The sequence below is a fragment of the Psychrobacter sp. P11G5 genome, from assembly GCF_001593305.1.
Lineage (GTDB): Bacteria > Pseudomonadota > Gammaproteobacteria > Pseudomonadales > Moraxellaceae > Psychrobacter.
In genome coordinates, this window is the sequence record NZ_CP012533.1 from 3,177,952 (window position 1) to 3,202,981 (window position 25,030).

General features: G+C 41.9%; 21 protein-coding genes and 1 pseudogene. 12 read left to right on the plus strand and 10 right to left on the minus strand.

Features of this window, described 5'->3' with window-relative positions; genetic code table 11:
• Nucleotides 1-299: 299 nt before the first annotated feature.
• Nucleotides 300-3,191 carry an RNA polymerase-associated protein RapA gene (rapA, locus tag AK825_RS12995; RefSeq protein ID WP_068038248.1) on the minus strand — a complete coding sequence of 964 codons (2,892 nt, stop codon included), beginning with the start codon at nucleotides 3,189-3,191 and terminating at the stop codon, nucleotides 300-302.
• 556 nt (nucleotides 3,192-3,747) lie between these two features.
• On the opposite strand from rapA, the gene AK825_RS13000 reads away from it, so the two are divergent.
• Entirely contained in the window at nucleotides 3,748-4,689 is a 942-nt protein-coding gene (locus AK825_RS13000; RefSeq protein WP_068038251.1) for a D-2-hydroxyacid dehydrogenase, read from the plus strand.
• Between the two features lie 7 nt (nucleotides 4,690-4,696).
• On the opposite strand, the gene AK825_RS13005 is transcribed toward AK825_RS13000, so the two are convergent.
• Together AK825_RS13005 and AK825_RS13010 are read right to left on the minus strand one after the other, a co-directional pair.
• Nucleotides 4,697-6,319 carry an NAD(P)/FAD-dependent oxidoreductase gene (locus AK825_RS13005; RefSeq protein ID WP_068038255.1) on the minus strand — a complete coding sequence of 541 codons (1,623 nt, stop codon included), beginning with the start codon at nucleotides 6,317-6,319 and terminating at the stop codon, nucleotides 4,697-4,699.
• Between the two features lie 164 nt (nucleotides 6,320-6,483).
• Complete coding sequence (locus AK825_RS13010) at nucleotides 6,484-7,197, minus strand: RluA family pseudouridine synthase (RefSeq protein ID WP_068038258.1); 714 nt, start codon at nucleotides 7,195-7,197, stop codon at nucleotides 6,484-6,486.
• 367 nt (nucleotides 7,198-7,564) lie between these two features.
• Between AK825_RS13010 and trxA the strand changes: the two genes are divergently transcribed.
• The 3 genes from trxA to AK825_RS13025 all read left to right on the plus strand — a co-directional run bounded on the left by trxA (nucleotide 7,565) and on the right by AK825_RS13025 (nucleotide 10,257).
• On the plus strand, nucleotides 7,565-7,891 hold the full coding sequence (gene trxA, locus AK825_RS13015) for a thioredoxin (RefSeq protein WP_068038261.1): 327 nt from the start codon (nucleotides 7,565-7,567) through the stop codon (nucleotides 7,889-7,891).
• Between the two features lie 515 nt (nucleotides 7,892-8,406).
• Complete coding sequence (gene rho, locus AK825_RS13020) at nucleotides 8,407-9,675, plus strand: transcription termination factor Rho (protein WP_068038263.1); 1,269 nt, start codon at nucleotides 8,407-8,409, stop codon at nucleotides 9,673-9,675.
• A gap of 342 nt (nucleotides 9,676-10,017) precedes the next feature.
• Nucleotides 10,018-10,257: a hypothetical protein gene (locus AK825_RS13025; RefSeq protein ID WP_068038266.1), complete on the plus strand. Its 240-nt coding sequence runs from the start codon at nucleotides 10,018-10,020 to the stop codon at nucleotides 10,255-10,257.
• A 151-nt stretch (nucleotides 10,258-10,408) separates the two neighbouring features.
• Here the strand turns inward: AK825_RS13025 and AK825_RS13030 are convergent, their stop codons facing one another.
• Nucleotides 10,409-11,296, minus strand: a complete 888-nt coding sequence (locus AK825_RS13030) for a neutral zinc metallopeptidase (RefSeq protein ID WP_068038269.1) — start codon at nucleotides 11,294-11,296, stop codon at nucleotides 10,409-10,411.
• A 582-nt stretch (nucleotides 11,297-11,878) separates the two neighbouring features.
• Between AK825_RS13030 and AK825_RS13035 the strand changes: the two genes are divergently transcribed.
• Nucleotides 11,879-12,238 (plus strand): hypothetical protein, encoded by a 360-nt coding sequence (locus tag AK825_RS13035; RefSeq protein ID WP_068038272.1) that lies wholly within the window; start codon nucleotides 11,879-11,881, stop codon nucleotides 12,236-12,238.
• A gap of 226 nt (nucleotides 12,239-12,464) precedes the next feature.
• Here the strand turns inward: AK825_RS13035 and AK825_RS13040 are convergent, their stop codons facing one another.
• The 5 genes from AK825_RS13040 to rpmI form a co-directional block, all read right to left on the minus strand.
• A complete protein-coding gene (locus AK825_RS13040; RefSeq protein ID WP_068038276.1) occupies nucleotides 12,465-12,764 on the minus strand; it encodes an integration host factor subunit alpha in 300 nt (99 codons plus the stop codon).
• 203 nt (nucleotides 12,765-12,967) lie between these two features.
• Nucleotides 12,968-15,373 (minus strand): phenylalanine--tRNA ligase subunit beta, encoded by a 2,406-nt coding sequence (pheT, locus tag AK825_RS13045; RefSeq protein WP_068038279.1) that lies wholly within the window; start codon nucleotides 15,371-15,373, stop codon nucleotides 12,968-12,970.
• A gap of 82 nt (nucleotides 15,374-15,455) precedes the next feature.
• Nucleotides 15,456-16,511: a phenylalanine--tRNA ligase subunit alpha gene (pheS, locus tag AK825_RS13050; RefSeq protein ID WP_068038284.1), complete on the minus strand. Its 1,056-nt coding sequence runs from the start codon at nucleotides 16,509-16,511 to the stop codon at nucleotides 15,456-15,458.
• A gap of 354 nt (nucleotides 16,512-16,865) precedes the next feature.
• Nucleotides 16,866-17,222 carry a 50S ribosomal protein L20 gene (gene rplT, locus AK825_RS13055; protein WP_011281252.1) on the minus strand — a complete coding sequence of 119 codons (357 nt, stop codon included), beginning with the start codon at nucleotides 17,220-17,222 and terminating at the stop codon, nucleotides 16,866-16,868.
• A gap of 120 nt (nucleotides 17,223-17,342) precedes the next feature.
• Nucleotides 17,343-17,540 carry a 50S ribosomal protein L35 gene (gene rpmI, locus AK825_RS13060; RefSeq protein ID WP_011281253.1) on the minus strand — a complete coding sequence of 66 codons (198 nt, stop codon included), beginning with the start codon at nucleotides 17,538-17,540 and terminating at the stop codon, nucleotides 17,343-17,345.
• A 428-nt stretch (nucleotides 17,541-17,968) separates the two neighbouring features.
• On the opposite strand from rpmI, the gene AK825_RS13065 reads away from it, so the two are divergent.
• The 7 genes and pseudogenes from AK825_RS13065 (at nucleotide 17,969) to AK825_RS13095 (ending at nucleotide 24,511) form a co-directional block, all read left to right on the plus strand.
• Complete coding sequence (locus AK825_RS13065) at nucleotides 17,969-18,406, plus strand: thioesterase family protein (protein WP_068039514.1); 438 nt, start codon at nucleotides 17,969-17,971, stop codon at nucleotides 18,404-18,406.
• Between the two features lie 82 nt (nucleotides 18,407-18,488).
• Nucleotides 18,489-19,364 carry a bifunctional phosphoribosyl-AMP cyclohydrolase/phosphoribosyl-ATP diphosphatase HisIE gene (gene hisIE / locus AK825_RS13070; RefSeq protein WP_068038288.1) on the plus strand — a complete coding sequence of 292 codons (876 nt, stop codon included), beginning with the start codon at nucleotides 18,489-18,491 and terminating at the stop codon, nucleotides 19,362-19,364.
• Between the two features lie 171 nt (nucleotides 19,365-19,535).
• Complete coding sequence (tatA, locus tag AK825_RS13075) at nucleotides 19,536-19,835, plus strand: Sec-independent protein translocase subunit TatA (RefSeq protein WP_068038291.1); 300 nt, start codon at nucleotides 19,536-19,538, stop codon at nucleotides 19,833-19,835.
• Between the two features lie 70 nt (nucleotides 19,836-19,905).
• Nucleotides 19,906-20,175: pseudogene (gene tatB, locus AK825_RS15040) on the plus strand (Sec-independent protein translocase protein TatB); the annotation flags it as partial.
• Nucleotides 20,176-20,783: 608 nt separating this feature from the next.
• The gene (gene tatC, locus AK825_RS13085) at nucleotides 20,784-21,644 is read left to right on the plus strand and encodes a twin-arginine translocase subunit TatC (RefSeq protein WP_068038295.1); all 861 of its coding nucleotides are present in this window, start codon (nucleotides 20,784-20,786) and stop codon (nucleotides 21,642-21,644) included.
• Nucleotides 21,645-21,901: 257 nt separating this feature from the next.
• Nucleotides 21,902-23,398, plus strand: a complete 1,497-nt coding sequence (locus AK825_RS13090) for a UvrD-helicase domain-containing protein (RefSeq protein WP_068038298.1) — start codon at nucleotides 21,902-21,904, stop codon at nucleotides 23,396-23,398.
• Between the two features lie 60 nt (nucleotides 23,399-23,458).
• Complete coding sequence (locus AK825_RS13095) at nucleotides 23,459-24,511, plus strand: tRNA-dihydrouridine synthase family protein (RefSeq protein WP_068038301.1); 1,053 nt, start codon at nucleotides 23,459-23,461, stop codon at nucleotides 24,509-24,511.
• A gap of 84 nt (nucleotides 24,512-24,595) precedes the next feature.
• Here the strand turns inward: AK825_RS13095 and AK825_RS13100 are convergent, their stop codons facing one another.
• Nucleotides 24,596-25,021: an MAPEG family protein gene (locus AK825_RS13100; protein WP_068038304.1), complete on the minus strand. Its 426-nt coding sequence runs from the start codon at nucleotides 25,019-25,021 to the stop codon at nucleotides 24,596-24,598.
• Nucleotides 25,022-25,030: the final 9 nt, after the last annotated feature.

The following is a 25,030-nucleotide window of genomic DNA, read 5'->3' on the forward strand; positions in this document are numbered from 1 at the left end:
TAATAGTATGAGTAATAATGGTAAATAATAGAGCTTGCAGTGAATTACTATTTAATAATGCATTGGTCTTGCCATAATGAGCAATAATGTAACAGAGGAAACATCTTAACCAATATTGCAAGCTTTGACCAGTTGCTAAAAGCTGGCTACCTAGCATTAGCCTGACTGCCTAGGTTAGACTTTTATTACGCAAGTGTATCGAATTATCAAACATTATTTTAAATCTAAATTATTAGATAAATAATTATGCAAAAAAGAGGCGCTATTGAGCACCTCTTTTCTTATACCATTTATAGTAGTTACGGCTTTACAGCAACTAATACACGGATAGAATCTGGCACCAACGATAAGTTCGCTAGCGCTTGTTCGCCTTGTGCTTGTAACTGCTCTAGGCGCTCAATTTCTTCGGGTCGCACATTGGGATTGATGGTTTGCAAATGCTTAAGGCGTTTAATCTCACGTGACCACTGCTGGCTAAAGCGTGCACTTGCTTGCTCTCCGATATCGGCTAGCTGCGCGCGTGCAATCTCTTCAGCCTCATAATAACGGCTCTCAATCACATCGCCACGCACTTTAACGACTTGACGCGCACGGGTTTTATCCAAGCGGTCGATATGCGGCATGATCATCTCGCTACTAATACGCTCGGATAAATCACTACCTTGCTCACTGATAAAGACGCGAATGTTCTGAGTCGGCAACGTCGCTGGTAGGTTTAGTAATTTCGGGGCAATCGCTTCAACTCTAAAATGCACCTCAAGCATAATCATGCCTTGAGGAATAGCATTACTCTTAAGCATTGCCACCGTCGTATTACCAAAGGTACTCGTACTAGCAAGCTCGTAAATCGCGCGCATCAGTGGATGCTCATGAGAAATAAACTCGATATCTTCACGTTGGAGCGCTAGTTCACGCTCGAAGGTCAACGTCATACCTTCTTCTTCATCACCCAGCGGCAAGCCTTCAATATACTCGCTAATCTCAGTACTATCGAGCGGTGCAAGTACCCAAGAACCATCACGCTGGATGCTGTAATCAACATTGGCTGATGCCAGAAAGCGCTCAATAAATTGCGGCAATACATTGTGACCATCAAAGTCGCGCATCGCATCAGCGATACGTCCAGCCACGCGTGGACGGCACGAGTTGTATTCAAGCAAACGATCACGCCCTGCTTGCAGCTGTGCCTCTAGAGCCAAACGCATTTGTAGCGCTTCTGCGATGAGAGCTTTTAAGGTATCGCGATTCTCAGCAGTATCTGCGCCTTCGAGCAACGGTTTGAGCGTTTGAATATATTGCTCTTGCACGCTTTGAGCGGTCGGAGATATCTGATTGAACATATTTAGCGCGCTGTTATACCAATGATATAGACGCTCTTGAGCCGTCCCTTGTACATAAGGCACGTGTAAAGTGATTTGCTGCGTTTGCCCGATGCGATCTAGGCGACCGATACGCTGCTCTAACGTATCTGGATTGGCAGGTAAATCCCATAGTATGAGCTGACTTGCAAACTGGAAGTTGCGCCCTTCAGAGCCAATTTCTGAACATAATAGTATCTGTGCGCCTTCACTATCAGCAAAGAATGCTGCTGCTTGGTCACGCTCAAGCAACGTCATCTGCTCAGTAAAGATAGCCGTCTTAATGCCAGCATGCAGACGTAGTACCGCCTCCAAGCTCTCAACTGTCGCGCCACTACGAGCAATCAACAATACTTTTTGGTGTTTCAACTCACCTTTTAAGATATCAATCAACCACGGTACACGTGGGTCATCTTCTAGCCAGCTGCCATCAGGTTGATTTTCTTCACCCCATAGCTGCTCACGTAGCTTACCTGTCGTCTGGTAGCTATCTTGCCATGCCTCAGGTAGCGGTAATGGATACGGCTGACTGCTACGACCATAAAACCCTTTGACACTCTCACGAGTATTACGGAATAACACACGCCCTGTACCATGACGATCTAACAGCTCATTCAGTGCATAAGTACGTAACTTTTCATCTTCATTAATCGTTGCGAGTTCATCTGCGCTTAAATCCAACAGACTTGTCAAGGCAGCGATTTGTCCATCATTTAACGGCTTATCTTCTATCAATACACCAGCCACAGTGGCAGTTTCCGCAAAGGCTTCTTGACCTGCAATGAATTCATCCAAATCATCAAAGCGATCAGAGTCAAGCAAACGCAAACGCGCAAAGTGACTTTGGACGCCCAGTTGTTCAGGAGTAGCCGTTAGCAACATGACACCAGGGGTTTCTTCAGCGAAATCCGCGATTAAGTCATACTTTTCATTACCGCCTGCCGCTTCATCCCAATGTAGATGATGCGCTTCATCGACTACTAGCAAATCAAAACCTGCTTCCATCGCTTGGTCATACAAGTCAGGATGGTCAAGTAATAGATCCATACCAGCGATAATACATTGCTCAGTGGCAAATACATTTTGCTCAGGATCATGTTCTTTAATGGCAGCGGTGCGGACCAAATCAAACAACGCAAAGTTAAGATTAAAGCGTCGACGTAACTCGATCATCCATTGATACTGCAAACTATCAGGGACTAATATAAGAACGCGCTCAGCCTTACCGGTTAAAAGCTGCTGATGAATAATCAAACCTGCCTCAATGGTCTTACCAAGACCGACTTCATCGGCGAGCAATACACGCGGCGCGATACGTTTGCCAACTTCATGCGCAATATAAAGCTGATGCTCGATAATATCAACACGTGCACCCATCAAACCTTTAAGGGGATGACCCGCTAGTGCTGATTGCATACGTAGGATATCTTGGCGCAAATCGTACCAATCACCGCGTTCAATACGGCCAGCCAATAGACGCTCAAGTGGTTTTGCCAACGTAATATTTGCGGCAAGACGAGTTTCCATAATGCCTTTGGCATGCTCATCGACACCGTATTTCAGGACACCCATTACCTCGTCAACAGCAGTCACAACATAGTTACGACCTTCTTGATCGCAAATATTATCACCGACTTTGAATACAACACGTGATAATGGCGCCGAGCTTTTTGCATAGACGCGGGTCTCTTCGCTTTGCGGAAATAAAATATGTACACAGCGGTCATCGACATCGATAACCACGCCCAAGCCAAGCTCGGACTCAGTATCAGATAAATGGCGTTGACCAACGGCGAATTCGGTACTGTGCAATGAAGCGGCAGAGATAGTCATAAGGCGATGTCTTTTGTACTCAGATGATAAGAAAATGGGCAGTAACAGCGACTACGCTAAACGTGAAGAAACACATTAGCATAGTAAAATTGTCACTATATTAAGCAGGCATCATAGTTTAGAAGATGCATATGTATATTATCTGGTTAAGCTTTTATCTGGCCAAACCATAAAGGCGCACCATTATATAACGTTACCGGCTAGATGCGTGCAATAAGTTGGTTTTTCAAGAGCATATTGATGAGGAATACAGATAATAGAATGACTAATGTTTTACGAAACTTATAGTAATGACAATAGTGAGATACCTATATCTATAAATACGTCTAAAAATTATCAAAGCTAATATATTTAAGGCTATTATTTTACTTCCTATCGTATTTTTAATTTTTGCGCAAAGCATGCTACATTGAGCAGGTACTATCCTAAGTAGCAAATATTCTGCTAGACAGCAGAAGTTAATTATACTCTCTCAATAGAAAAATTATAACCGACTACCCCACTCCACACATTTTAATAAAAACAAGATAAGAAATCTTATAAATAAGGAACAATTATGCGAGCAGTTTTTTTAGATAAAGGAACATTTTCCGATGGCGTAAACTTGCCAGCACCAGCAGGCGTCACTGACTATTTTACTTACGATGATACACCTGAAAATTCCGACCTCATTATTGAGCGTTGCCAAGATGCTGAGATTATCTTCACCAATAAAGTTCAGATTCCTGCTGACGTGATTGCCAAGTTACCTAAACTTAAGCTCATTCAGCTGACTGCCACCGGTATGAACAACGTCGATCAAGAGGCTTGTGAAGAGCACAATGTTACTTTATATAATGTCGCAGGTTACGCGGTCAAGAGCGTTCCTGAACATACCTTTATGCTGATGCTCAATGCGATGCGTGCTGGCATTCATTATCATCAAAAAGTAGCAGATGGTACGTGGCGAGACAATGGTAATTTTTGTCTGCTTGATGTCCCGCTCGTCGATTTAGAAGATAAGACACTAGGTATCATTGGTGTAGGTACTATCGGTAAACGGGTAACCGAAATAGCGCGCGCTTTTGGCATGACCGTATTGTGGGCAGAACATCAAGGACGTACACCGCGCAATGATGACTATACGGCATTCGATGAGGTACTCGCTAATGCTGATGTCATTAGTCTACATTGCCCATTGAACGAGCATACCCAGCATTTAATCAACAAAGATACCTTGGCAAAAATGACCAAGCAGCCGCTACTCGTTAACGTCGCGCGCGGCGGTATCGTCGACAGTCAAGCACTCGCTGACGCTATACATAATGAACAAATCCTTGGCTATGGCAGTGATGTCTTTGAGCAAGAACCTATCACCACAGATGACCCGTTATTAAGTATTAGCGACCATCCGCGCGTTATATTTAGCCCGCATAACGCATGGGGTAGCAAAAGCGCGCAAGAGACTCTATGGCAAATGCTAAGCGAACAAGTCGCAGACTTTATCACTAATAATTAATAGAGTTTTAGCGTGTAAAACGTAGCCAATCATCTTCAACTTTACGATATTTGAGCATAATGCGGTCACTCAAATAGTTGTTCGTCACTTGCCATGGATAACGATCGCCTTGCTTGGGTAGCTCATCTTGTGCGCGGTGCACGTACCCTGCTGATAGCGCACCAAGTACCGTATCTGGTTGTATCTGTACCTGCTCTTGCTCCGTTATAGCCTGCGGAAAAACTACGCTATAACGGTGCTTTTTCATGTGCTTGAGCATCCTAACCACATACTGACAAGCCAGATCAATCTTTAATGTCCACGAAGCATTAGTATAACCAAACATTATCGCCATATTAGGCACACCCTCAAGCATCACCGCTTTATAAGTCATGCGCGCACCTACATCAATGGGCTGTCCATCGACATATAACGCTGCCCCGCCAAGCATTTGGAGTTTAAGCCCCGTTGCCGTCACGATCATATCGGCTTCTATATGATGGCCTGATTTTAGTGCAATCCCTGTCTTTGTAAAATGACTAATCTGATCGGTAACGACCGTTGCCCGCGTGCTATGCAATGCGGTAAATAAATCGCTATCGGGTACCGCACAAAGGCGCTCATCCCACGGATTATAAGTAGGCATAAAGTGGGCGACATCGACACCACTGCCTTTAAGCTCTTTTTTGACGCCATGTTTTAATACTGCTTTCAGGACTTTAGGTGCATGGGTAGCAAATTGATATAGGCCTTGTTGCATCAGAACGTTACGCGTACGCAGTAAGGTATAAGCCTGAGGCTTTGATAAGGGTGAAAACTTACCCGATAGCCAATCAAGAGCGTAATCATCACCAGGCACACTTGCTACATACGTTGGCGAGCGCTGCAACATGGTTACATGGCGAGCGCACTGTTGACCATCAGGATCGACTAGTGCTGGCACTAAAGTCATCGCCGTCGCACCACTACCAATCACCACGATATTTTTATCGTTATAGTCCACATCATGCCAGTGCTGTGGATGCACGATATCACCTTGGAATTGCTCCTCACCTTCGAAATGCGGTCTATATCCTGCATCATAATCATAATAGCCAGTCGCACCGATGATAAAGTTTGCTGTGATCGTATACACCTCGCCACTGGCATTATTTTTGACCATCACTGTCCATTGCTTGGCGACACTTGACCAAGATATCTGCTGCACATCATGCTGATAACGAATCTGTTCTTCAACCCCAAACTCACGCGCCGTATCTGCTATATAGCTTTTGATATCGTCGCCCTTAGCTAGCATTTTGTGATCTAACCAAGGTCGAAAACTATAGCCAAAGGTCAAGGCATCAGAGTCTGAACGGATGCCAGGATAAGTAAACAAATCCCATGTACCACCTAAGTCTGCGCGCTTTTCCAGTATGATAAACGGCTCAGTAACTTTATTTTGGTTTTTGCGACGTTTACTCATTTTTTTGACTGTGGACTTACGATTAAATAGCTTGTGATGACTTTGCTGCAAACGACACGCCATACCAATCCCAGATATCCCCGCACCAATTATTAACACCTCATAATCTGCTGGTGTGTTCGATTGAGGTTTTGAGCGTGCTAGGCGACCTTTTGTCATATTTTTTATAGAATTAATACTGACCATAATCTTGTCCTACTCCAATATCTTCTTACCATCGACTCGCATCACTACAAACACTTAAGCCGTTTTAGCCATCTAGTTAGCGTTCTTACTTCGCTTGATTAAAACCTTAAATGTTCCACTGAGACCTTCAACTTAGCTTTTTATTTTCCGAGAGTGCTGCAAATTTAAAACGGTACTGAACTTTCCCAGTCCATCCAAGCACCAAGCACAGGATGTTTTAGGCGTAACTGCTGAGCATGTAAGTTCAAACGCGGCGCTATTTCTAACGCTAGGCCTTCTGCATAAATAGAATCACCGATAATGACATGGCCAGCATGTACCATATGGACGCGCAGTTGATGACTACGCCCTGTCACCGGTTTTAGCGCTACACGTGTTACCGCTTGACCGTTGCATTGTTCATGAGCGAGCACCTCGTATAGAGTCAAGGCGTTTTTGCTCCAGTCACGATCAACGATATGACGCGGTTTAGTGGTAGGCTCATAACGCACTGGCACCGATATTCTGCCAGTTGCACCAACGTCTTCCCATATGCCAAAAACGCGGGCTTGGTAGGTTTTTTGTGGCAATCTATCAATGAACTGCTTACTGATATTGGTTTGGGCAGCCGCATTTTTTGCGAATATAAGCAGCCCTGAGGTATCCATATCCAATCGATGAATAAGCTTCACATTGGGGTTAGCACGCTCAAGTCGAGCCAGCATACTTACCTTTAACTTTTTACCATCGACACTTAATAGCCCTGCAGGTTTATCTACTACCCAAATGTCATTATCCTCATAAACAGTAACTTGTTGCGCAAATGTTTGAAAAAACTCTAGCGGATACTGAGATTCTTGTAGATTCAGAGCGTTTATGGCGTCATCAGTAAAAGGCATAAAAAATGGCTGCTTATATAAATTGATTTAAATGAATTAAAAAAACATAATTGAATTGTTAAATATGTTTTTAGGAAGATAAAATAGTATAAGTAATCTTCTACAGATAATGTAGCATCTGTTAATTTGTGTTTCGATTTATTGTACTAATACTAGTTGTTAAGCATTTTAACTGCCCTCTATCTGTTAAGACTTGGCAAACATGCTAATATAATGGCACATTTTCACCTCCACTCAACCATTCTTAAATCATTAGTAGATGAGTAATCGGATAAACTTAGGTAATAAATAAGTACTTAAGCTTAATCTATCAAATTATTTTCATCTGCTATTGGTAAAAAAGATGATACAACAAGAGAGAATAATTATGTCAGACCTTATTGTTAACACTACCGATGCAAATTTTGATCAAGACGTATTGCAATCCGATGTGCCTGTGCTAGTAGACTTTTGGGCAACATGGTGCGGTCCTTGTAAGTCAATTGCCCCTATCCTAGAAGACTTGGCTAACGACTATCAAGGTAAAGTAAAAATTGTTAAAGTCGATGTCGATAATAACCCACAAGCAGCAAGTCGCTTTGGTATCCGCAATATCCCAACTTTATTTGTCTTTAAAGACGGTGAAAAAGTGGATTCAGTAATGGGTCTACAGCCAAAATCTGAGCTAGCTAAAGTACTTGATAAGCACTTATAAGTTGCCAATTGCTGATAGGCATCATGTAAATAAATAACCAAAACTGGCCATTATCTGTACAAGATGATGGCTTTTTTGTGTCTTTATCAGCAAAAAAGCCAATAATGCAAATTTTTTAACAAAAATAATTGACAAGTCTAACTTTAAAACCGTATAGTCTGCTGACAAGAGAAACATAATATTTTTCCTAAGCGTCTTGTCGCTGTTCTCCTCGTGTTTATCAACACAAAACACAGTTGTATTACTGAACAAAATTAACAAACATAATTATTGATATTGAGCTCTCATTGCAGGCTTCTATATCCTAGACTCTTATATAGCCCTCTTTGTATTCACATTTGTCATCCTGACACAATTTTGCGCAGCTGATGATAATCTGACACATAAAAATCAATGCTATATAAATCTCAACTCTGTGCACACATCCTATCGCTACACTATCGTTGTTTTAATCAATGTCGTGGGTTGTGCTGCTAATGGCAGTTCTCACCCGATAAATCGTTAATGACCTATCTATGAATTTAACTGAATTAAAGAAAAAATCAATCACTGAGCTTTTGGCTATCGCTAAAGAAATGGGTCTTGATAATATGGCACGTAGCCGTAAACAAGACATTATTTTTGCCATCCTAAAAACTCATGCTCGTAATGGTGAAGCTATTTATGGTGATGGTGTACTTGAAGTCCTACCGGATGGTTTTGGCTTTTTGCGCTCATCTGAAGGCTCTTATTTAGCAGGCCCTGATGATATTTATGTCAGCCCAAGCCAAATAAGACGTTTTAGCCTAAAGACAGGCGATAGTATCGCTGGCACCATTCGTCCACCGAAAGACTCTGAGCGTTATTTTGCGCTATTGAAAGTTGGCGAGATCAACTTTGATACCCCAGATCGTTCGCGCCATAAACTCATCTTTGAAAACTTGACTCCGCTATTTCCAACTGAGCAACTTAAGCTTGAGCTGGGTAACGGTACTACCGAGGATTTGACTGGTCGTATCATCGATCTGATTGCTCCTATTGGTAAAGGTCAGCGTTCTATCATTGTTGCACCGCCAAAAGCTGGTAAGACGATGCTGCTACAGACCATCGCGCAATCGATTACCCGCAATAATCCAGAATGCTACCTAATCGTTCTACTTATTGATGAGCGTCCAGAAGAAGTGACGGAGATGGTGCGTACCGTACGCGGTGAAGTAGTCGCCTCGACATTCGATGAGCCGCCTCAACGTCATGTACAAGTTGCTGAAATGGTTATCGAAAAAGCCAAGCGTCTAGTCGAGCATAAGCAAGACGTTGTTATCCTACTGGATTCTATCACTCGTCTCGCTCGCGCCTATAACACGGTTATCCCTTCATCAGGTAAAGTATTGACTGGTGGTCTTGATGCCAACGCCCTTGAGCGTCCAAAACGCTTCTTTGGTGCTGCACGTAACGTTGAGGAAGGTGGCAGCCTAACTATTATTGCCAGTGCCCTTATTGATACTGGTAGTAAAATGGATAGTGTTATCTTTGAAGAATTTAAAGGTACTGGTAACCAAGAGATTACTCTGGAACGTGATTTAGCCGAAAAACGTGTCTTCCCAGCGATTAATATCAAAAAATCTGGCACACGCCGTGAAGAACGTCTGCTTGATGAAGATAAGCTGCGTAAAGTTTGGATATTACGTAAGCTATTACAACCGATGGATGGCGTTCAAGCGACCGAGTTTTTATTAGATCGTTTAAAAGAAGCTAAAACCAATGATGAGTTTTTTGAACAAATGAAACGTAAATCTCAAAACTAAATTCAGCTGAATATACTAATAGAATATCTGTTATTTGAATATTTTTGAGGATCATCGTTATTGTTAATTTTAATAAAAGAGACTGCGGATAAGCAGTCTCTTTTAGTTTCTTTAGAGCAAAACCAAAACCAGTTAGCTTATTAATTATATAAATACAAGAATACTAAGTGAAAGCACTACCAATGACACAGTGAGGCAACATAAATTACATGGTACTTGCAAAGTTTAGCGTTTCTACTACGACCGTCTAACGTTTAACAGTATAGTATTGACCGTAGTATAAATATGCTTTATAAAACATATTGTATTTATTTTAATTTTGATTATTTAACAGGTGATAATATGAAATTTGCTAAAACTATTGCAATGACAGCCCTTACTAGCTCTGCTCTTATTATGGGTGGCTGTGCAACTAATGGATATAATAGTGGTTTGAGTAACACAGCTAAAGGTGCTGCTGCTGGCGCTGCTGCTGGTGCTCTTATCAGAAGCGGTGGCGATAGCAAAGATATCGCTCGTGGTGCAATCGGCGGTGCGGCAGTTGGTGGCGCTGGTGCATACATTCTTAACAATAGTAGATAATAACTAAATAATTATCTGACATTACTTAGATAGTTTTTAGGTACGTTAAAAATTCAAAAAGCCTGCAATATTAATTGCAGGCTTTTTATTTGATTGTCTTTATCTATGACAATCAGAATCTATGACAATCAGATTGTTCTAGCAATGCTGATTATAGTGCCCCACTGAATGTATCACATGATTGTACGTTGCCACTTTCTAATCCACGTGTAAACCATTGTACGCGCTGTTGACTGGTGCCATGGGTAAAACTATCTGGCGTTACAGCACGGCCACTTGCTTGAGCAAGACGATCATCACCGATCTGGCTTGCAGCATTAATCGCTTCGTCTATATCACCTGGCTCTAAGAACTGCACTCGTTGTTGGTTGCGCTGTGCCCATACACCTGCAAAACAATCAGCTTGTAGCTCTTGTAGCACAGATAACTTATTAGCCTGTGCACGAGTCACCTGACGGCTCGCTTCATTGACCTGCTGGGTGATACCTAACAATGTCTGTACGTGATGTCCAACTTCATGAGAAATGACATAGGCTTGAGCAAAGTCGCCAGCTCTGCCTTTATTTTCGATATCACCTGAACCCTGCTGATCACCAGAAATGCCAAGATTTTGACGCATTTCTGCAAAAAATGACGTGTCTAAATAGACGGTCTGGTCACCTGGGCAATAAAAAGGCCCTGTCGCAGCAGTAGCACTACCGCAGGCCGAACTAACTTGTCCATTAAATAAGATTAATGACGGCTCCTGATAAGTTTGTCCACCTTCATTAAACACTTGATGCCACACTGCCTCAGTATCGGCTAACACTACTTTAACAAACTGAGTATCACGGTCGTCACCTGTAGCTGGCTCAGTGGAGCTGTTATTTCCGCCACCTGCTACTACCTGACCAGTCTGCAATGCTGTCATTGGGTTTACCCCAAATACTAACCATAAAATACCAGCGATGATAATACCTCCGATACCACCACCAATCATTTTCCCACCGCCGCTACTCGTGCGTACGTTAGAACTGCCTCGTCTACCTTGCCATTTCATAATATATCCCCCTAAATTGATAGTATGTATTTTTCAATCTCAATTATTAAACTTAGTAAGTTGAAGCAATACATTGATAGCAAACTTAATTTTTTTAATAACTAATATAGTTATGATTCTTATTAATGATTTAAATTTTAATTGAAAACGTTTCTCGTTATTGGTAACTAGCCGCTGTATTCTTTTAATATTTGTCTATATGTTAGGTGAATCTTTTATCAACTTATAGATATATATCGTGCTAACTATTTATATTTTACTTTATCATTGTAGTCTTTTACGGTTCTCAAACCTTAGTTACAAAAGCCGTCTATTACTTATCTGTCACTCTATGTTCCAATTGATTATACGGAAAACATCTCCGTAAGTTGTATTAAAACTTATATCAAAACGATATCAACAAAGCCTATTCACTATTTTATTGTTACTTAATTGTACAAGCTCTTCTCATTTGAAAAGAAAACATATAGAATGCGTGAAAGCTGAGTAGCTGTAACTAGGATTAGTTGACTTTCGAAATAATTCGGATGCTCAACCCTTTGCCGTGGCTACTGCTCATTTCATTTTTCCGGAGAATACACTATGAATCTTAAATTACTTGCACTTGCTGGTATCATGACTGCTTCTATGGGCTTAACTGCTTGTGACAGCAATACAGAAAACGCTGCTGAAGATTTATCTGACGCACAAGAAGAAGTACAAGACGCTTCTGAAGAGCTAAACGAAGCTGCTGCTGAAGGCGAAGCTGTTCCTGCTGATGCTGAAGCTGCTGTTGCCGATGCTGAAGCTGACATTGCTGATGCACAAGTTGCAACTGCTACTGACGAAATGGACGCTGAAGTTCCTGTAGACGGTACTACTACTAGCGTAGACGTAGCTAGCGATACTGAAGCAGCTAATGCAGCTGACGAAGTTGTAGTTGTTGAAGAACCAGCTCAGTAATTTTCTTTGCTTATGCAATAGAAATATACTGTAGTTCAAAAAAAAGAGAGCCTATGCTCTCTTTTTTTATGCGTATTATTTATAAGTTTTAACAGTGGCTTGCTAGATTTAATAGTCATTATTCAATCTAGCAAGGCACCAATCTTTCATTTTAAATTTATAAAAAATATTGGAACATCAAATCTAATGAATATTAGAATTTGTCTTATAAATAAAAAAGTAAGCATTACTGATCAAATAGACGTTCATCAACCTTCTGACGGAATTTTTGCCCAGTTTTAAACGTGACTACACGGCGCGCTGAAACAGCAACAGGCTCTCCTGTCTTAGGGTTACGACCTGGACGGCTATTTTTATCTTTAAGCTCGAAGTTGCCAAAGCCTGAAAGCTTGACCTCTTTGCCATCAATCAAACTCTCTGACAGTTCATCAAAAAAATTCTCGACCAAGCAACGACCCTCTTGCCTTGTTAGGTTAAGATGACTCATCAAATGCTCAATCATGTCAGATTTGGTTAGGGTGCTCACAGTACGACTCCTATGCTATGTCGAGATATCGGGTATCATGGTTTAGCGGTATGACTGCTATATAAGAATAAGCGATTTATTGATTACGGCCATTAAATGACCGTACTTTTGAATCAAGTTTAGGCATTATAAAGTATTTTTACTCAATTTTTAACAAATCTTGAAATAAAACTCTTTATTAATAACCACTTAGCTAAATATAGTTAGCTATCGCGTAGCTGGGCGCCATGTTGGGCAATCAATATCTGAATCACTTTGTCAGTTGCAGTTTTTATCACTTCGTCAGATAAGGTTTGCGTGTTGTCCTGCCATATTAGCGCAAAAGCTAGCGAACGTTGACCAGTCGGTACATTATCGCCTTGATAGACATCAAACAACCATAAGTCAGTCAGTAGAGCACCTGCTGTATTGCGTATCGTTGACTCTAATGTCTGTAAGCTGATATCACTATCCACCAAGATTGCAATATCGCGGCGTACTTGTGGGAACTTACTTGGAGTGGTAATTGCGTTCTGTTCGCGAGCAAGCGTCAGCAACGGTGCCAGTGATAATTGAGCGACCCAAGTAGCAGGTAGATCTAATTGCTTAGCCGTATTAGGATGCAATTGCCCCAGCCAGCCGACATACTGATCATCGATATATAATTTCGCGCTTTGTCCAGGATGCAAAAAGCTCAAACTACTACGCTCATAGCAGATACGCGCACTATCAATCTGCGCAGGTATTAATTGCTCAATATCATACTTAAGATCATAAAAATCTAGCGCACGATTCTGATAAGCTTGCTCATTCAAAATATTGCCGACTGCTACCAAAGCAATACTTGGTGTCTGTACCAAATCACTAATACTGTGACCAACAAAGCTAAGGCCAGTCTCAAAGAAACGTACGCGTGGCTGCTGACGATTTAAGTTATATTGCACACAAGGCAATAAGCTTGATAGCAAAGTACGGCGCATCACCGCCAAGTCACTAGAGATAGGATTGGCCAGTGCCAACACTTCTCCTAGCGCTTCATCATCGAGCAAAGCTTCTATTTTTGCATCACTAAAGCTAAAGCTAATCGCTTCCATATAGCCGTTATCGACCAATGCAAGCTTCATCTCGTGAGTCAAGTCCGCCGTATCATCATAATCCATGCTGACTTGCAAGTGTGGCAAGACGCTTGGAATATTGTCATAGCCGTAAATACGCGCAACTTCTTCAATTAAGTCTTCTTTAATACTCATATCAAAGCGATAAGATGGCGGCGTACAAATAAGGCTATCCACTTGCTGCGCTACTTCGAACCCTAGCTGGGTCAAAATACGCACCATTACCGCTGGCTCAATCTCAATACCGATGACATCACGGACTTTAGCGATTGGCAAGGTGATTGGCGCACGCGATGGTAGATGATCGCTACTTTCCGCTTTTACTATTTGCCCAGCTTGACCACCAGTAATACTAGTCACTAAATCACAAGCACGTGCCAAAGCTAGCTCTGGTAACTCAAAGTCTACCCCGCGCTCAAAACGTTGTGAGGCATCAGTATGCAAGCCAAAACGGCGTGCGCGCGCAGCAATCGCCAATGGGCTAAAGAAGGCACTTTCTAAAACAATGTTAGTTGTACTATCGGTGACACTGCTACGCTGACCGCCCATAATACCGGCAAGTGCAAGTGCACCTTCATCATCAGCAATGATCAATTCATCACCCGTTAAGGTAATGGTTTGCTCACTCAGTAGGGTAATCGTCTCGGCAGGCTGTGCCAAACGTACAACAATATCCCCAACAATGGTATCGGCATCAAAAGCATGTAGCGGTTGACCTAATTCCATCAATACGTAATTGGTTACGTCAACCAAAAAGTTGTGTGAACGTAGTCCTGACTGGACTAGCGCATCTTGCATCCATTTTGGAGTGTTGATGCTACGATCAATATTACTGATTGACTGTAGTAAATAGCGTGGGCAAGCCTCAACTGCGCTCACTGTTACCGCAGGAGTTGCACCGTTCTCAGTAACTGCTACGTTGTTAGTAATCTCTGGCTGCTGCATCGGCAAATCGTTAATGACCGATATCTCGCGCGCAATACCACGTACACTAAAGCAATCACCACGGTTTGGGGTGATTGAGATATCTAGTATCTGGTTATCTAAGCCTAAGTATTCGCGGATATCTGTACCAATTGGCGCATCAGCTGGCAGCTCAAGCAGACCATCAATATCGTCAACCAAATCAATTTCAGACGCACCGCAAAGCATACCGTTAGAGTCGACACCGCGTAGGTTGCCGTTTTTTATTTTAAAACCCGCGCTATCATTGCTCGGCAACACTGCACCAACGGTAGCAACGGGCGCTTTCATACCGACAGTCACATTGGGTGCACCGCAAACGATTTGTAACGGTTCAGCTGCACCAATATTCACCTGCGTGACACGTAATTTATCAGCATCTGGATGCTGCTCAACGCTTATTACTTCACCGATCACCACACCACTAAAGGCACGGGCAACTGCAAAGCGATCGTCAACCTCTAGCCCCGCCATGGTTAATTGTTCGGCCAATTGCTCACTGGTATTGTTGGGGTTTACCCATTGACGTAGCCACTGTTCGCTAATTTTCATAAATATCTCGGATCAGAATTTTATAATAAAGATTTTGAATTAAAGGTTGGACTATTAACCTGTCATATTAACAAGGAGCACTCTAGCCAAACTGTTTTAAGAAGCGTACATCATTTTGGAAAAATAAACGCAAGTCATCAATACCGTAATACAGCATCGCAAAGCGCTCAATACCCATCCCAAAAGCAAAGCCAGTGTATTTTTCGGCATCAATACCGCAGTTGGTCAGCACTTGTGGATGTACCATACCGCAGCCCATAACCTCAAGCCATTTGCCATTATCATCTAAGATATCTACTTCAGCAGAAGGCTCGGTGAATGGGAAAAATGAGGGGCGGAAACGGACGGTCAGCTCTTTGGCAAAGAACGCTTCTAAGAACTCACTAATTAAGCCTTTTAACTCTGCGAAGGTACTCGACTCAGTAACCATAAGCCCTTCTAACTGATGGAACATCGGAGAATGGGTTTGATCCGAGTCATTGCGATACACCCGACCTGGGCAAATAATACGAATCGGTGGTTCATTCTTTTCCATCGTGCGAATTTGCACTGGACTAGTATGTGTACGCAATAAATAATGTGCGTCAAAATAGAATGTATCGTGCATCGCACGAGCAGGATGATGCGACGGAATATTTAGTGCTTCAAAGTTATAGTAATCGCTCTCAACTTCAGGACCAGTGGCGACATTAAAACCTGCTTGCACAAAATATTGCTGCATACGCTGGGTAATCATCGTTACCGGATGCAAATGACCTTTCTGACCACCGCGCGCAGGCAAAGTAATATCAATATTTTCGGCTTCAAGCTTGGCATTTAATGCCGCCGTTTCTAACTGTTGCTGCTGGTCAGTCAGTGCTTGCTGAATGCGACTACGTACTTGATGCAACCAGCCACCATACGTTTTTTTATCATCGCTACTGAGCTTACCCATCTGTTTTGACCAGCCAGTTAAAGGGCTTTTTTTACCAGTCAGCTGTACACGTAAGTCTTGTAACGCACGCGCATCAGTTACTTGCAAGACCAAAGATTCAGCGGAACTGGCAAATTCATTTAGTTGAGATTCATTGAGCTCGTTGAGCTCCAAGGACAAAGTCGGTAGCGCCGACAAATCGGCAGTGGCAGCAGGGGTAGTCATAAGACGCATTATTCCTGATTTAAACGGACTATTAATTATAGTGATTGGTAATTGTAGGGGTTCGACCAAATATTGCAAACCATTTACCCAGTTGCTTTTATTTAAATACTTTCAAATAACAGAAAATAAAAGCTAGTTATATTAATGGCTTGAATATTTAGACGGTTAGAAATGAAGTTTTAAAAAACAGATAGTTAGCTCAAACATTATCAAAATAAACCGTAAAATAATTTAATATAAAAAAAGCCACCGACTAGCGGTAGCTTTTATTAATATTGTACTATTAATCAATATTATTCCTATCCTTTTACATACTCACTTAAATAAGTTGAATACCTAAAGGACGGTCAATATTTAGGCCAATTCCGCTTTAGCTTTTTCGACCAATGCTGTGAAAGTCGCTGCATCATGCATAGCGATGTCAGCAAGTACACGACGATCGATTGCGATGTTAGCTTTTTTCATGCCATTGATAAAGCGGCTATAGCTTAAGCCGTTTAAGCGTGCACCAGCATTGATACGTGCAATCCAAAGACGACGGAAAGTACGTTTTTTGTTGCGACGGTCACGATAAGCATATTGACCAGCTTTGGTCACTGCTTGTACCGCTACGCGGTAAACACGTGAACGGGCACCGTAGTAGCCTTTTGCGCGCTTTAAGATTTTTTTGTGACGGCGATTTGCCTGTACACCACGTTTTACACGGGCCATAAATTACTCCAAGATTTCTTTAATCACTGTTAAACGAATCACGATGTCATTGAATGATAGACATCGCTATCAGATTGCAACGTCAAATATTTTAAACAAAATATAGATGACAATAGGCTATTAGATGTATGGGCACATACGACGAACTGCTGCTTCGTCAGACTTGTCCACCATCTTAAGACCGCGCAACTGGCGAATACGCTTAGCTGATTTCTTGGTCAAAATATGGCTTTTGAATGCTTGCTTACGCTTAAAGCCATTCGCTGTTTTTTTGAAGCGTTTAGCTGCACCGCTTCTGGTTTTCATCTTAACTTTCATGATGATGTGCCTCTTTTTCTGTGTTAGAACCTGGTCGTCAAATAGTTAATACTGATTAGTAGCGTTAAAAACAACCACTAAACCTCTATCTGCCTCGAGGTGGGAGGCGCTATTTTAGCAGAAGCACGAGGATTTTGCCAAGTAAAGTTTTAGATGAGACTATTTAGGCTTTTATAAAAATATATCTTGGATAGATTGACTAGCCCCTACCATTACTCACTTTATATGACGGCTTACTTGTTATTTTTTTAAAAATCGCTATTAAAAGCTATGATATTGATAATAGTAGATACTTTATATAAAAATAAAAACAGTCAGTGAAGTAATACTACCGCTTATTCCTAAATTGATTGAATGTCAGACTAAGCTATGTTTTATTGATAACAATGGCGTCTGAGACGTTCTGATAATTCATATAGGAGATGACGTTGACAGACCAAGAGTTAGAATTCAATGATGATGTTTTTGTCTTTGAGACAGTTATGCGTGTACGCAATACAGAGATTGATGTCGGCCAGCATTTGACGTTAGAATCTCTTATTACACTATTGGCTGAAGCACGGGCGCGTTTTTTATACTCTAAAGGTATAAAAGAGATCAATTCAGATTATCAAGGATTGATTATTAGTGATTTACAACTGAAGGTTGTTAGTCGCGTTCGCGCTCGTGAAGAGCTGTTATTTGAATTGGGCGTAGAGCAGATATCTGATAAGAGTGGCGATATGGCTATTAAAGTGACTCGTATGTATGATGGCTCACTAGTAGCAAAAGCGCGTAAACGCTTTATTCAATATGACTATCGATCGAATAAAGCTATATCATTTCATAACGATATTAAAGAGGCCTTAGAGCAGAAGCCATTTTAGCCATTATTGATCACTAGTATTAGCTTCTTAGGCCTCATCTCTGCTACTTCTCTGCAACCTAACCTTTATAAGAAGACAGATTATGACCATACCTGCTTGGCTGACTACTGTAAGCTTTAACACCGATGGACTCATCCCTGCGATTGCACAAGATCATGAGACAGGACGCATTTTGATGATGGCATGGATGAATGCTGAGTCTCTACAACTAACCGCACAAACGCAAACAGCGGTCTATTTTTCACGCTCACGTAATCAGCTCTGGCATAAAGGCGAGACCTCAGGTCATACTCAACAGGTGCATGATATTCGTCTAGACTGTGATGCAGATGTGATCGTGCTAAGTGTTACTCAGATTGGCGGTATAGCCTGTCATACAGGGCGCGAATCTTGTTTCTATCAACGTTTAGATGTGTCGGGTTCAGAGCCAGTCTGGCAAACAGTCGATGCAATACTAAAAGATCCGGCTGACATTTATAAATCCGATAACAGAGATTTAGATTCTAGTTTACATAACAGTACGGACGAAAATAATGTAAATAGTTCTATTCGTCAAAAAGATCTTATTAACAGCAATAATCAAGCAAACAAAGATGTTAATACGACTATATTGACACAGCTTGACCGTGTGTTGGCTGAGCGTAAACAGGCAGCAGCAGACAGCTCTTATGTGGCCAGTTTATATGCTCATGGTCTTAATAAAATTTTAGAAAAAGTAGGTGAAGAAGCTACCGAAAGTATCATTGCCGCCAAAGACTTTGCTAGCTGTAATGAGCTTACAGACAAGGCGCAGTACGATGCTGCACGTCATGAATTAATTTATGAGGTAGCGGATGTCTGGTTTCATACTTTAGTAGGATTAGCGTGGTTCGATATAGAGTCCGATGCGGTACTAAGTGAGCTAGGACGACGTTTCGGGCTATCAGGTATTGATGAGAAAGCCGCAAGACAGCCGTAGATGAAATAAGCTTGTGTAATTATTGTTGTTTTCAACTTTTTGTCATCTGTGCGCGTTATAATGTAGCCTTAATGACTTAAATCTTACGTGTCCGAAACATTTTATCGTTCGGCTAGTAAGTTTCAAGTGATACCATATATATTGGTTTTATCAAGACATAAGGATACCGTTATGGGCAGTTTTTCCATTACCCATTGGCTGATTTTACTGGTTGTGGTGGTTGTCGTATTTGGCACCTCCAAACTCAGAAACGCTGGCAAAGATTTGGGCGGCGCAGTAAAAGGTTTTAAAGAAGCCGTTAAAGATGAAGAGACGGAACATGCGCGTAAGCGTCGCGTTCTTGATCATGATGCTAGTGTGTCTAAATCAGATACCGAATTGAATAATACTTCGGCAAATTCGCAGACCGGTACTAAGGTTGATGATATAGAAATCAGTCCTACTACCTCTAATGATAAGCATAAGGTATGATACGCGTCGTCTATAAATTACTTATAAACAGCGTCGTTGAATAGAATGTTGACGAATATATTTGACAGTTATGTTTGATATCGGATTTTCTGAATTACTCTTGTTTGGCGTCATTGCCTTAATTGTATTAGGTCCAGAAAAGCTGCCTCAGGCTGCACGGACTGCTGGGCAATGGTATGCCAAATTGCGTCGTACAGTCTCAACGCTGCAATCTGAAATAGAGGCTGAGCTTGACTTGGCTGAGACTCGCAAACAGATGCAAGACGAGCTTGCTAAAATCCGCCAAACTGAAGCAGATATGAAGCGCGAAATGGCAGAATTGCGCGGTAGTATGCAAGAGTTTGAATATTCGCAACATCAAAGTATGGATGCTATCAACAAACCAAAGAACTCTAATTCAAATCATTATCAGAGCCAAGACGCTCAGAAACAAGACACGATTGATAAGTTGGAGGCAGAAGCTTCTATAACATCAAGTACGCCAACAGAATTTGCTTATGATTATAATTATGAGCAGGATGAAGAGTTAAGAGACTTATCTAATATTTATGACGATGAAGATTTTGATGATTCAAATTTTGATGATCCCAAAAAATACGCCTCAGACCCTTTAGCTACTTCTAACAATATTCCGCATCGTTTTATCACTAGACCATGGGAAAATATGTGGTTCCGTCTTAGTGCTTATGATAAAGCGCACCGCCTACCTGCACCTCCATATCTGCCTAATTATAAAGCAGACACTCTATTGAATGATGGTTTTTCACATTCTAACTTTTCGCATCATGGCTTAGATGAAAAGATGGAGCCTATCGACGAAGAGCTGGAATCTATCCAAGCTGAACTCGAGCTATCAGAAAGCTATTCATCGGATAATACCTCTGATGATGATGTAGACCAAAATAAATTGACTATGCCCTCCTCGTTAATCAAACAGGAGACGCCTAAATGAGCTTATTTAAACGGCAAAAAAGTCGGCAAGAAAAAATAGCGGAGACTGAAGATAGCGCGCAGGAGCAAGCAGATGTCGCACCTGATAGCAGTTCTGATGACATGTTAAGTAAGCTAATCGATATGCCCATTACTGAGCACTTGATAGAGCTGCGTACCCATTTAATCAAAATCTGCGTAGCAATATTAATAATATTTTTAGCATTGGTAGGGTTCTCACGCGAGCTATATAACTTTTTATCAGATCCATTGGTCGCGCAACTACCCGCTAATTCGACCATGATTGCGACAGATATTACCTCTAACTTTATGGCCCCGATACGTCTGACTGTATTTGTGGCCGCATTCGTAGCCATGCCCTATATTCTTTATCAAATTTGGTCATTTGTAGCGCCAGGTTTATATAAGAAAGAGAAAAAAATTGCCATACCTGTCCTGTCATCCTCTATCTTTTTATTTTATACCGGCGTAGCTTTTTCTTACTTTATCGTGCTCAAAGGGGTTTTGAAGTTCTTTATTATGTTCGCCCCGCAAAACGTACTGCCGATGACTGATATCGACAGTTATTTGAGTTTCGCTTTAAAGCTGTTCATGGTATTTGGATTGACGTTTGAGATTCCTGTTGTCACCTTACTATTGATATTGGTTGGCATCGTCTCCATTCAGGGTTTAGAAGATAAGCGACGCTATATTATCGTTGGCTGTTTTGCAGTGGCAGCGGTAGTAACGCCACCTGATGGTGTGTCCATGCTGATGCTGGCGATTCCTATGTGGTTATTGTTCGAGTTGGGTTTATTATTAGCAAAAATATTAATTAAAGAAGATAAAAATGCAGCTTTATCATCTGACGATGACTAGTTTGTTGGTATTACTTTAACTATATCTATTGTAAATAACATGAAAATAATAAAAGATTATAAGTAGCAAGCTGCACAAATCTGATATTGTATTTAAGTCAGAGTGAACTGACGATACATCAATTATCTACCCGCCTCTCATACATATCTCCATTCATTTGTTATCATAATTGAATTGCCAGCCAGCCATTGTTGATCCAGTGGCTTTTTTTACCCCAGTTGTTTTTAATCACTTTTTGTACTTTAGGTAGCTTTTTTATGTCCGCATCTATGCCAGCTTATATGAGCGATCCCACTGATGAACAGCTGAGCGCGCTTAATATGGCGATGGATCACAAGTCATTTAAAGTAGTCGCCTATGCAGGTGCCGGTAAAACAACGACGCTAAAACTTATTGGTGAGCGTCTGCGTGGACGTGGCTTGTATTTAGCATTCAATAAAACCATTGCCAACGATGCGCGGCAAAAGTTCCCACCGCATGTAGAGTGTCGTACCTTTCATTCGCTCGCTTATCGGCACGTTGCTCGTGATATTACGGCTAAGTTATCATTACCACGCTTTTCACCTAAGCGTCTTGGTGATGATCTAGGCTTGCAACCGGTACAAGTGCGCAGGCAAATGGATGGGATTAATAAATACATTACCCTCACGCCTGCCAGATTGGCACGATTCGTTAGTGACGCAGTTAGCAATTTCTGTAGTACTCATGCCAGCTACCCTGCACCAAGACATATTTTGTTTCCAAGCTGGCTCGATGAATCCGACGCAGAGCAGCTGCGCGAAATGCTCTACCCTGCCGTTGAACAGCGCTGGTTGCAGTCTATTGATGCACGCCATCCGGCAGGTATCGGTCATGATATTTATCTAAAGTTATGGGCATTGTCTAAACCTAGCATTCCTGCGGACTTTATTCTATTTGATGAAGCGCAAGATGCCGACCCCTTAATGATGGGAATCTTGACTCAGCAGCCAAGGCAGGTCATCTATGTGGGTGATGCTCATCAGCAAATTTATGAGTGGCGCGGCGCCGTCAATGCGATGAAAAAGCTGCCGTTGCCGCAAACATTATTAACCCAATCCTTTCGCTTTGGTGAACCGATTGCAGAAGTGGCGAATACCCTGCTAAAAGCATTGCAAGAAGACGTCCCGCTTAAAGGCAATCCTCACAAGCAGTCCTCTACTGAAAAGGGTATGGTGCACAGTAAGAAAGACGCTATCCTTTGCCGCACCAATGCTGCCGCTATGGCGCAGCTACTAACTGGACTAAAACTCGGTCACCGCGTGGCGCTACAAGCTGATACTGATCGCATGCTCAAGTTCTGCCAAGCGGCCGAAAACTTAAAAAATGGCAAATCCGCGTACGGCGTACCCGAACTGGCATACTTCTATAATTGGAGTGATGTGCAAGAGTATTCTGAAACCAACGAAGGTAGTGACTTAAAAACGCTGGTTAAACTGGTCGATGACCATGGGACCAATGTGCTCAGTCAAGCGGTGAATAGCCTGACCAGTATCGAAAATGCCGATTATGTCATCTCAACCGCTCACAAAGCGAAAGGGCTTGAATGGTCGCGCGTCCAGCTCGATGATGACTTTTATTATGATGTCACCACTAATGGCATAAAAATTAATCCTGAAGAATTGCGCTTACTTTATGTCGCTTGTACACGTGCTCAGGCCAATTTGGATATTCATAACATTCAAGACTTAATATCAGGATTACAAACGGGTAAAAAAGTGATTTATGGGACTTAATTGCCCTTACTAGATTTTAATATTTTTGCTCGACTTACTTCTAATAATGATTAATTGCCAATGAATAATGATAATAAACAGACTAATTTGTTAAATCAACATAACCATATACAGCAACTGTTTGAACATCCGGTGCGCCTTCTTGCTCCAATGGAAGGCTTGAGCGATCCGCTAATGCGCCAAATTTTGACCCAAATTGCAGCAGACTTAGGTCGTCCTTATGATTGGTCAGTCAGCGAGTTTATTCGTGTTACTCAGCATGTCTTGCCAGCGCACGTGTTTTATAAGTATGTGCCAGAACTTCATCATGATGCCAAGACCGAATCTGGCACACCTATTCACGTCCAGCTACTTGGCAGTGAAGCGCAGTTGATGGCCGAATGCGCAGCTTTTGCCTGTGAGCTTGGTGCGCCTGCTATCGATATCAATTTTGGTTGCCCTGCGAAGACTGTTAATAATCATCGAGGCGGCTCTGTGCTGTTGGATGAGCCAGAAGTCATGTATGAGATTATCAGTGCTGCGCGCAAAGCCGTGCCGGCTCATATTCCAGTATCTGCTAAAATTCGTTTGGGTTATACCGACACCAGTAAGATGGATGATATTAGGGGTGCTATCGCTGACAGCGGTGCAGATTGGTTAACTATTCATGCTCGTACCAAGACTCAAGGCTATAAGCCGCCTGCCTATTGGGATAAAATCGAAGCATTTAATAAGCTCAAGATTCCAGTGATTGCCAACGGTGAAATATGGACCGCTGAGCAAGCACAGTCTTGTATGCAGCAAGCGGGCACTTCACATCTCATGTTAGGGCGCGGCGCAGTCACACGTCCAGATTTGATTGCGCGTGTAGACGGATCTAAGAGTATCAATGATTTGGTAGACAGCTCTATGACAGATACTAAGACTTTGACTTGGCAGGCATTGATACCCCATCAAATTAAATTTTTAGAAGGGCAAGCCAAAAATGACATCGTATTAGTCGGTCGTTATAAGCAATGGCTTGGCATGCTCACTAAAGGCTACAGCGAAGCGCAAGTATTATGGGAAAGCATTAAAAGAGAAAAAAATAAAGCGACTATTATTACTGCCCTACAGACTAGTGCACAGCCATAAATAGCCACTTTTACTTTAAATAATTTTAAAGTTTCTTAAAACTGTAAAGTTGCTTAGATAGCTGCAAAACTAACAGCTACAAAACTAAGCACTAATCCGAATCGCCAAATAAAACAGCATCAAACAGCACACAATTGATAATACCCAAAGCACTGAACGAAACATCGATAAGTTGACAATGTAGGCCAACCCATAGCCAATACGAATCAGCACGTATAACCATGCCAGTGTATTGATAATCGATTGTGGGACAAAGAACAACATCGCAACTAATACCGCTGCCAAAAATACTGGCAAGGTTTCATAGCTATTTTGCTGGGCTGCATTAGCGCGTGCTGCTGCCCCTGTCGTACGTTGTAAAAAATCACGCGGATGTGCATTGTCAGCCAATCTAAAACCACCAATGGCTTTCGCTGTTAACGCCATGGCTAACGGTAGCAAACTTGCAACCACCATCGCCCAAATTGCGGCTGCAACGGTATCAGGAATTAATCCAAATAGTGCACTCATAATTATCTC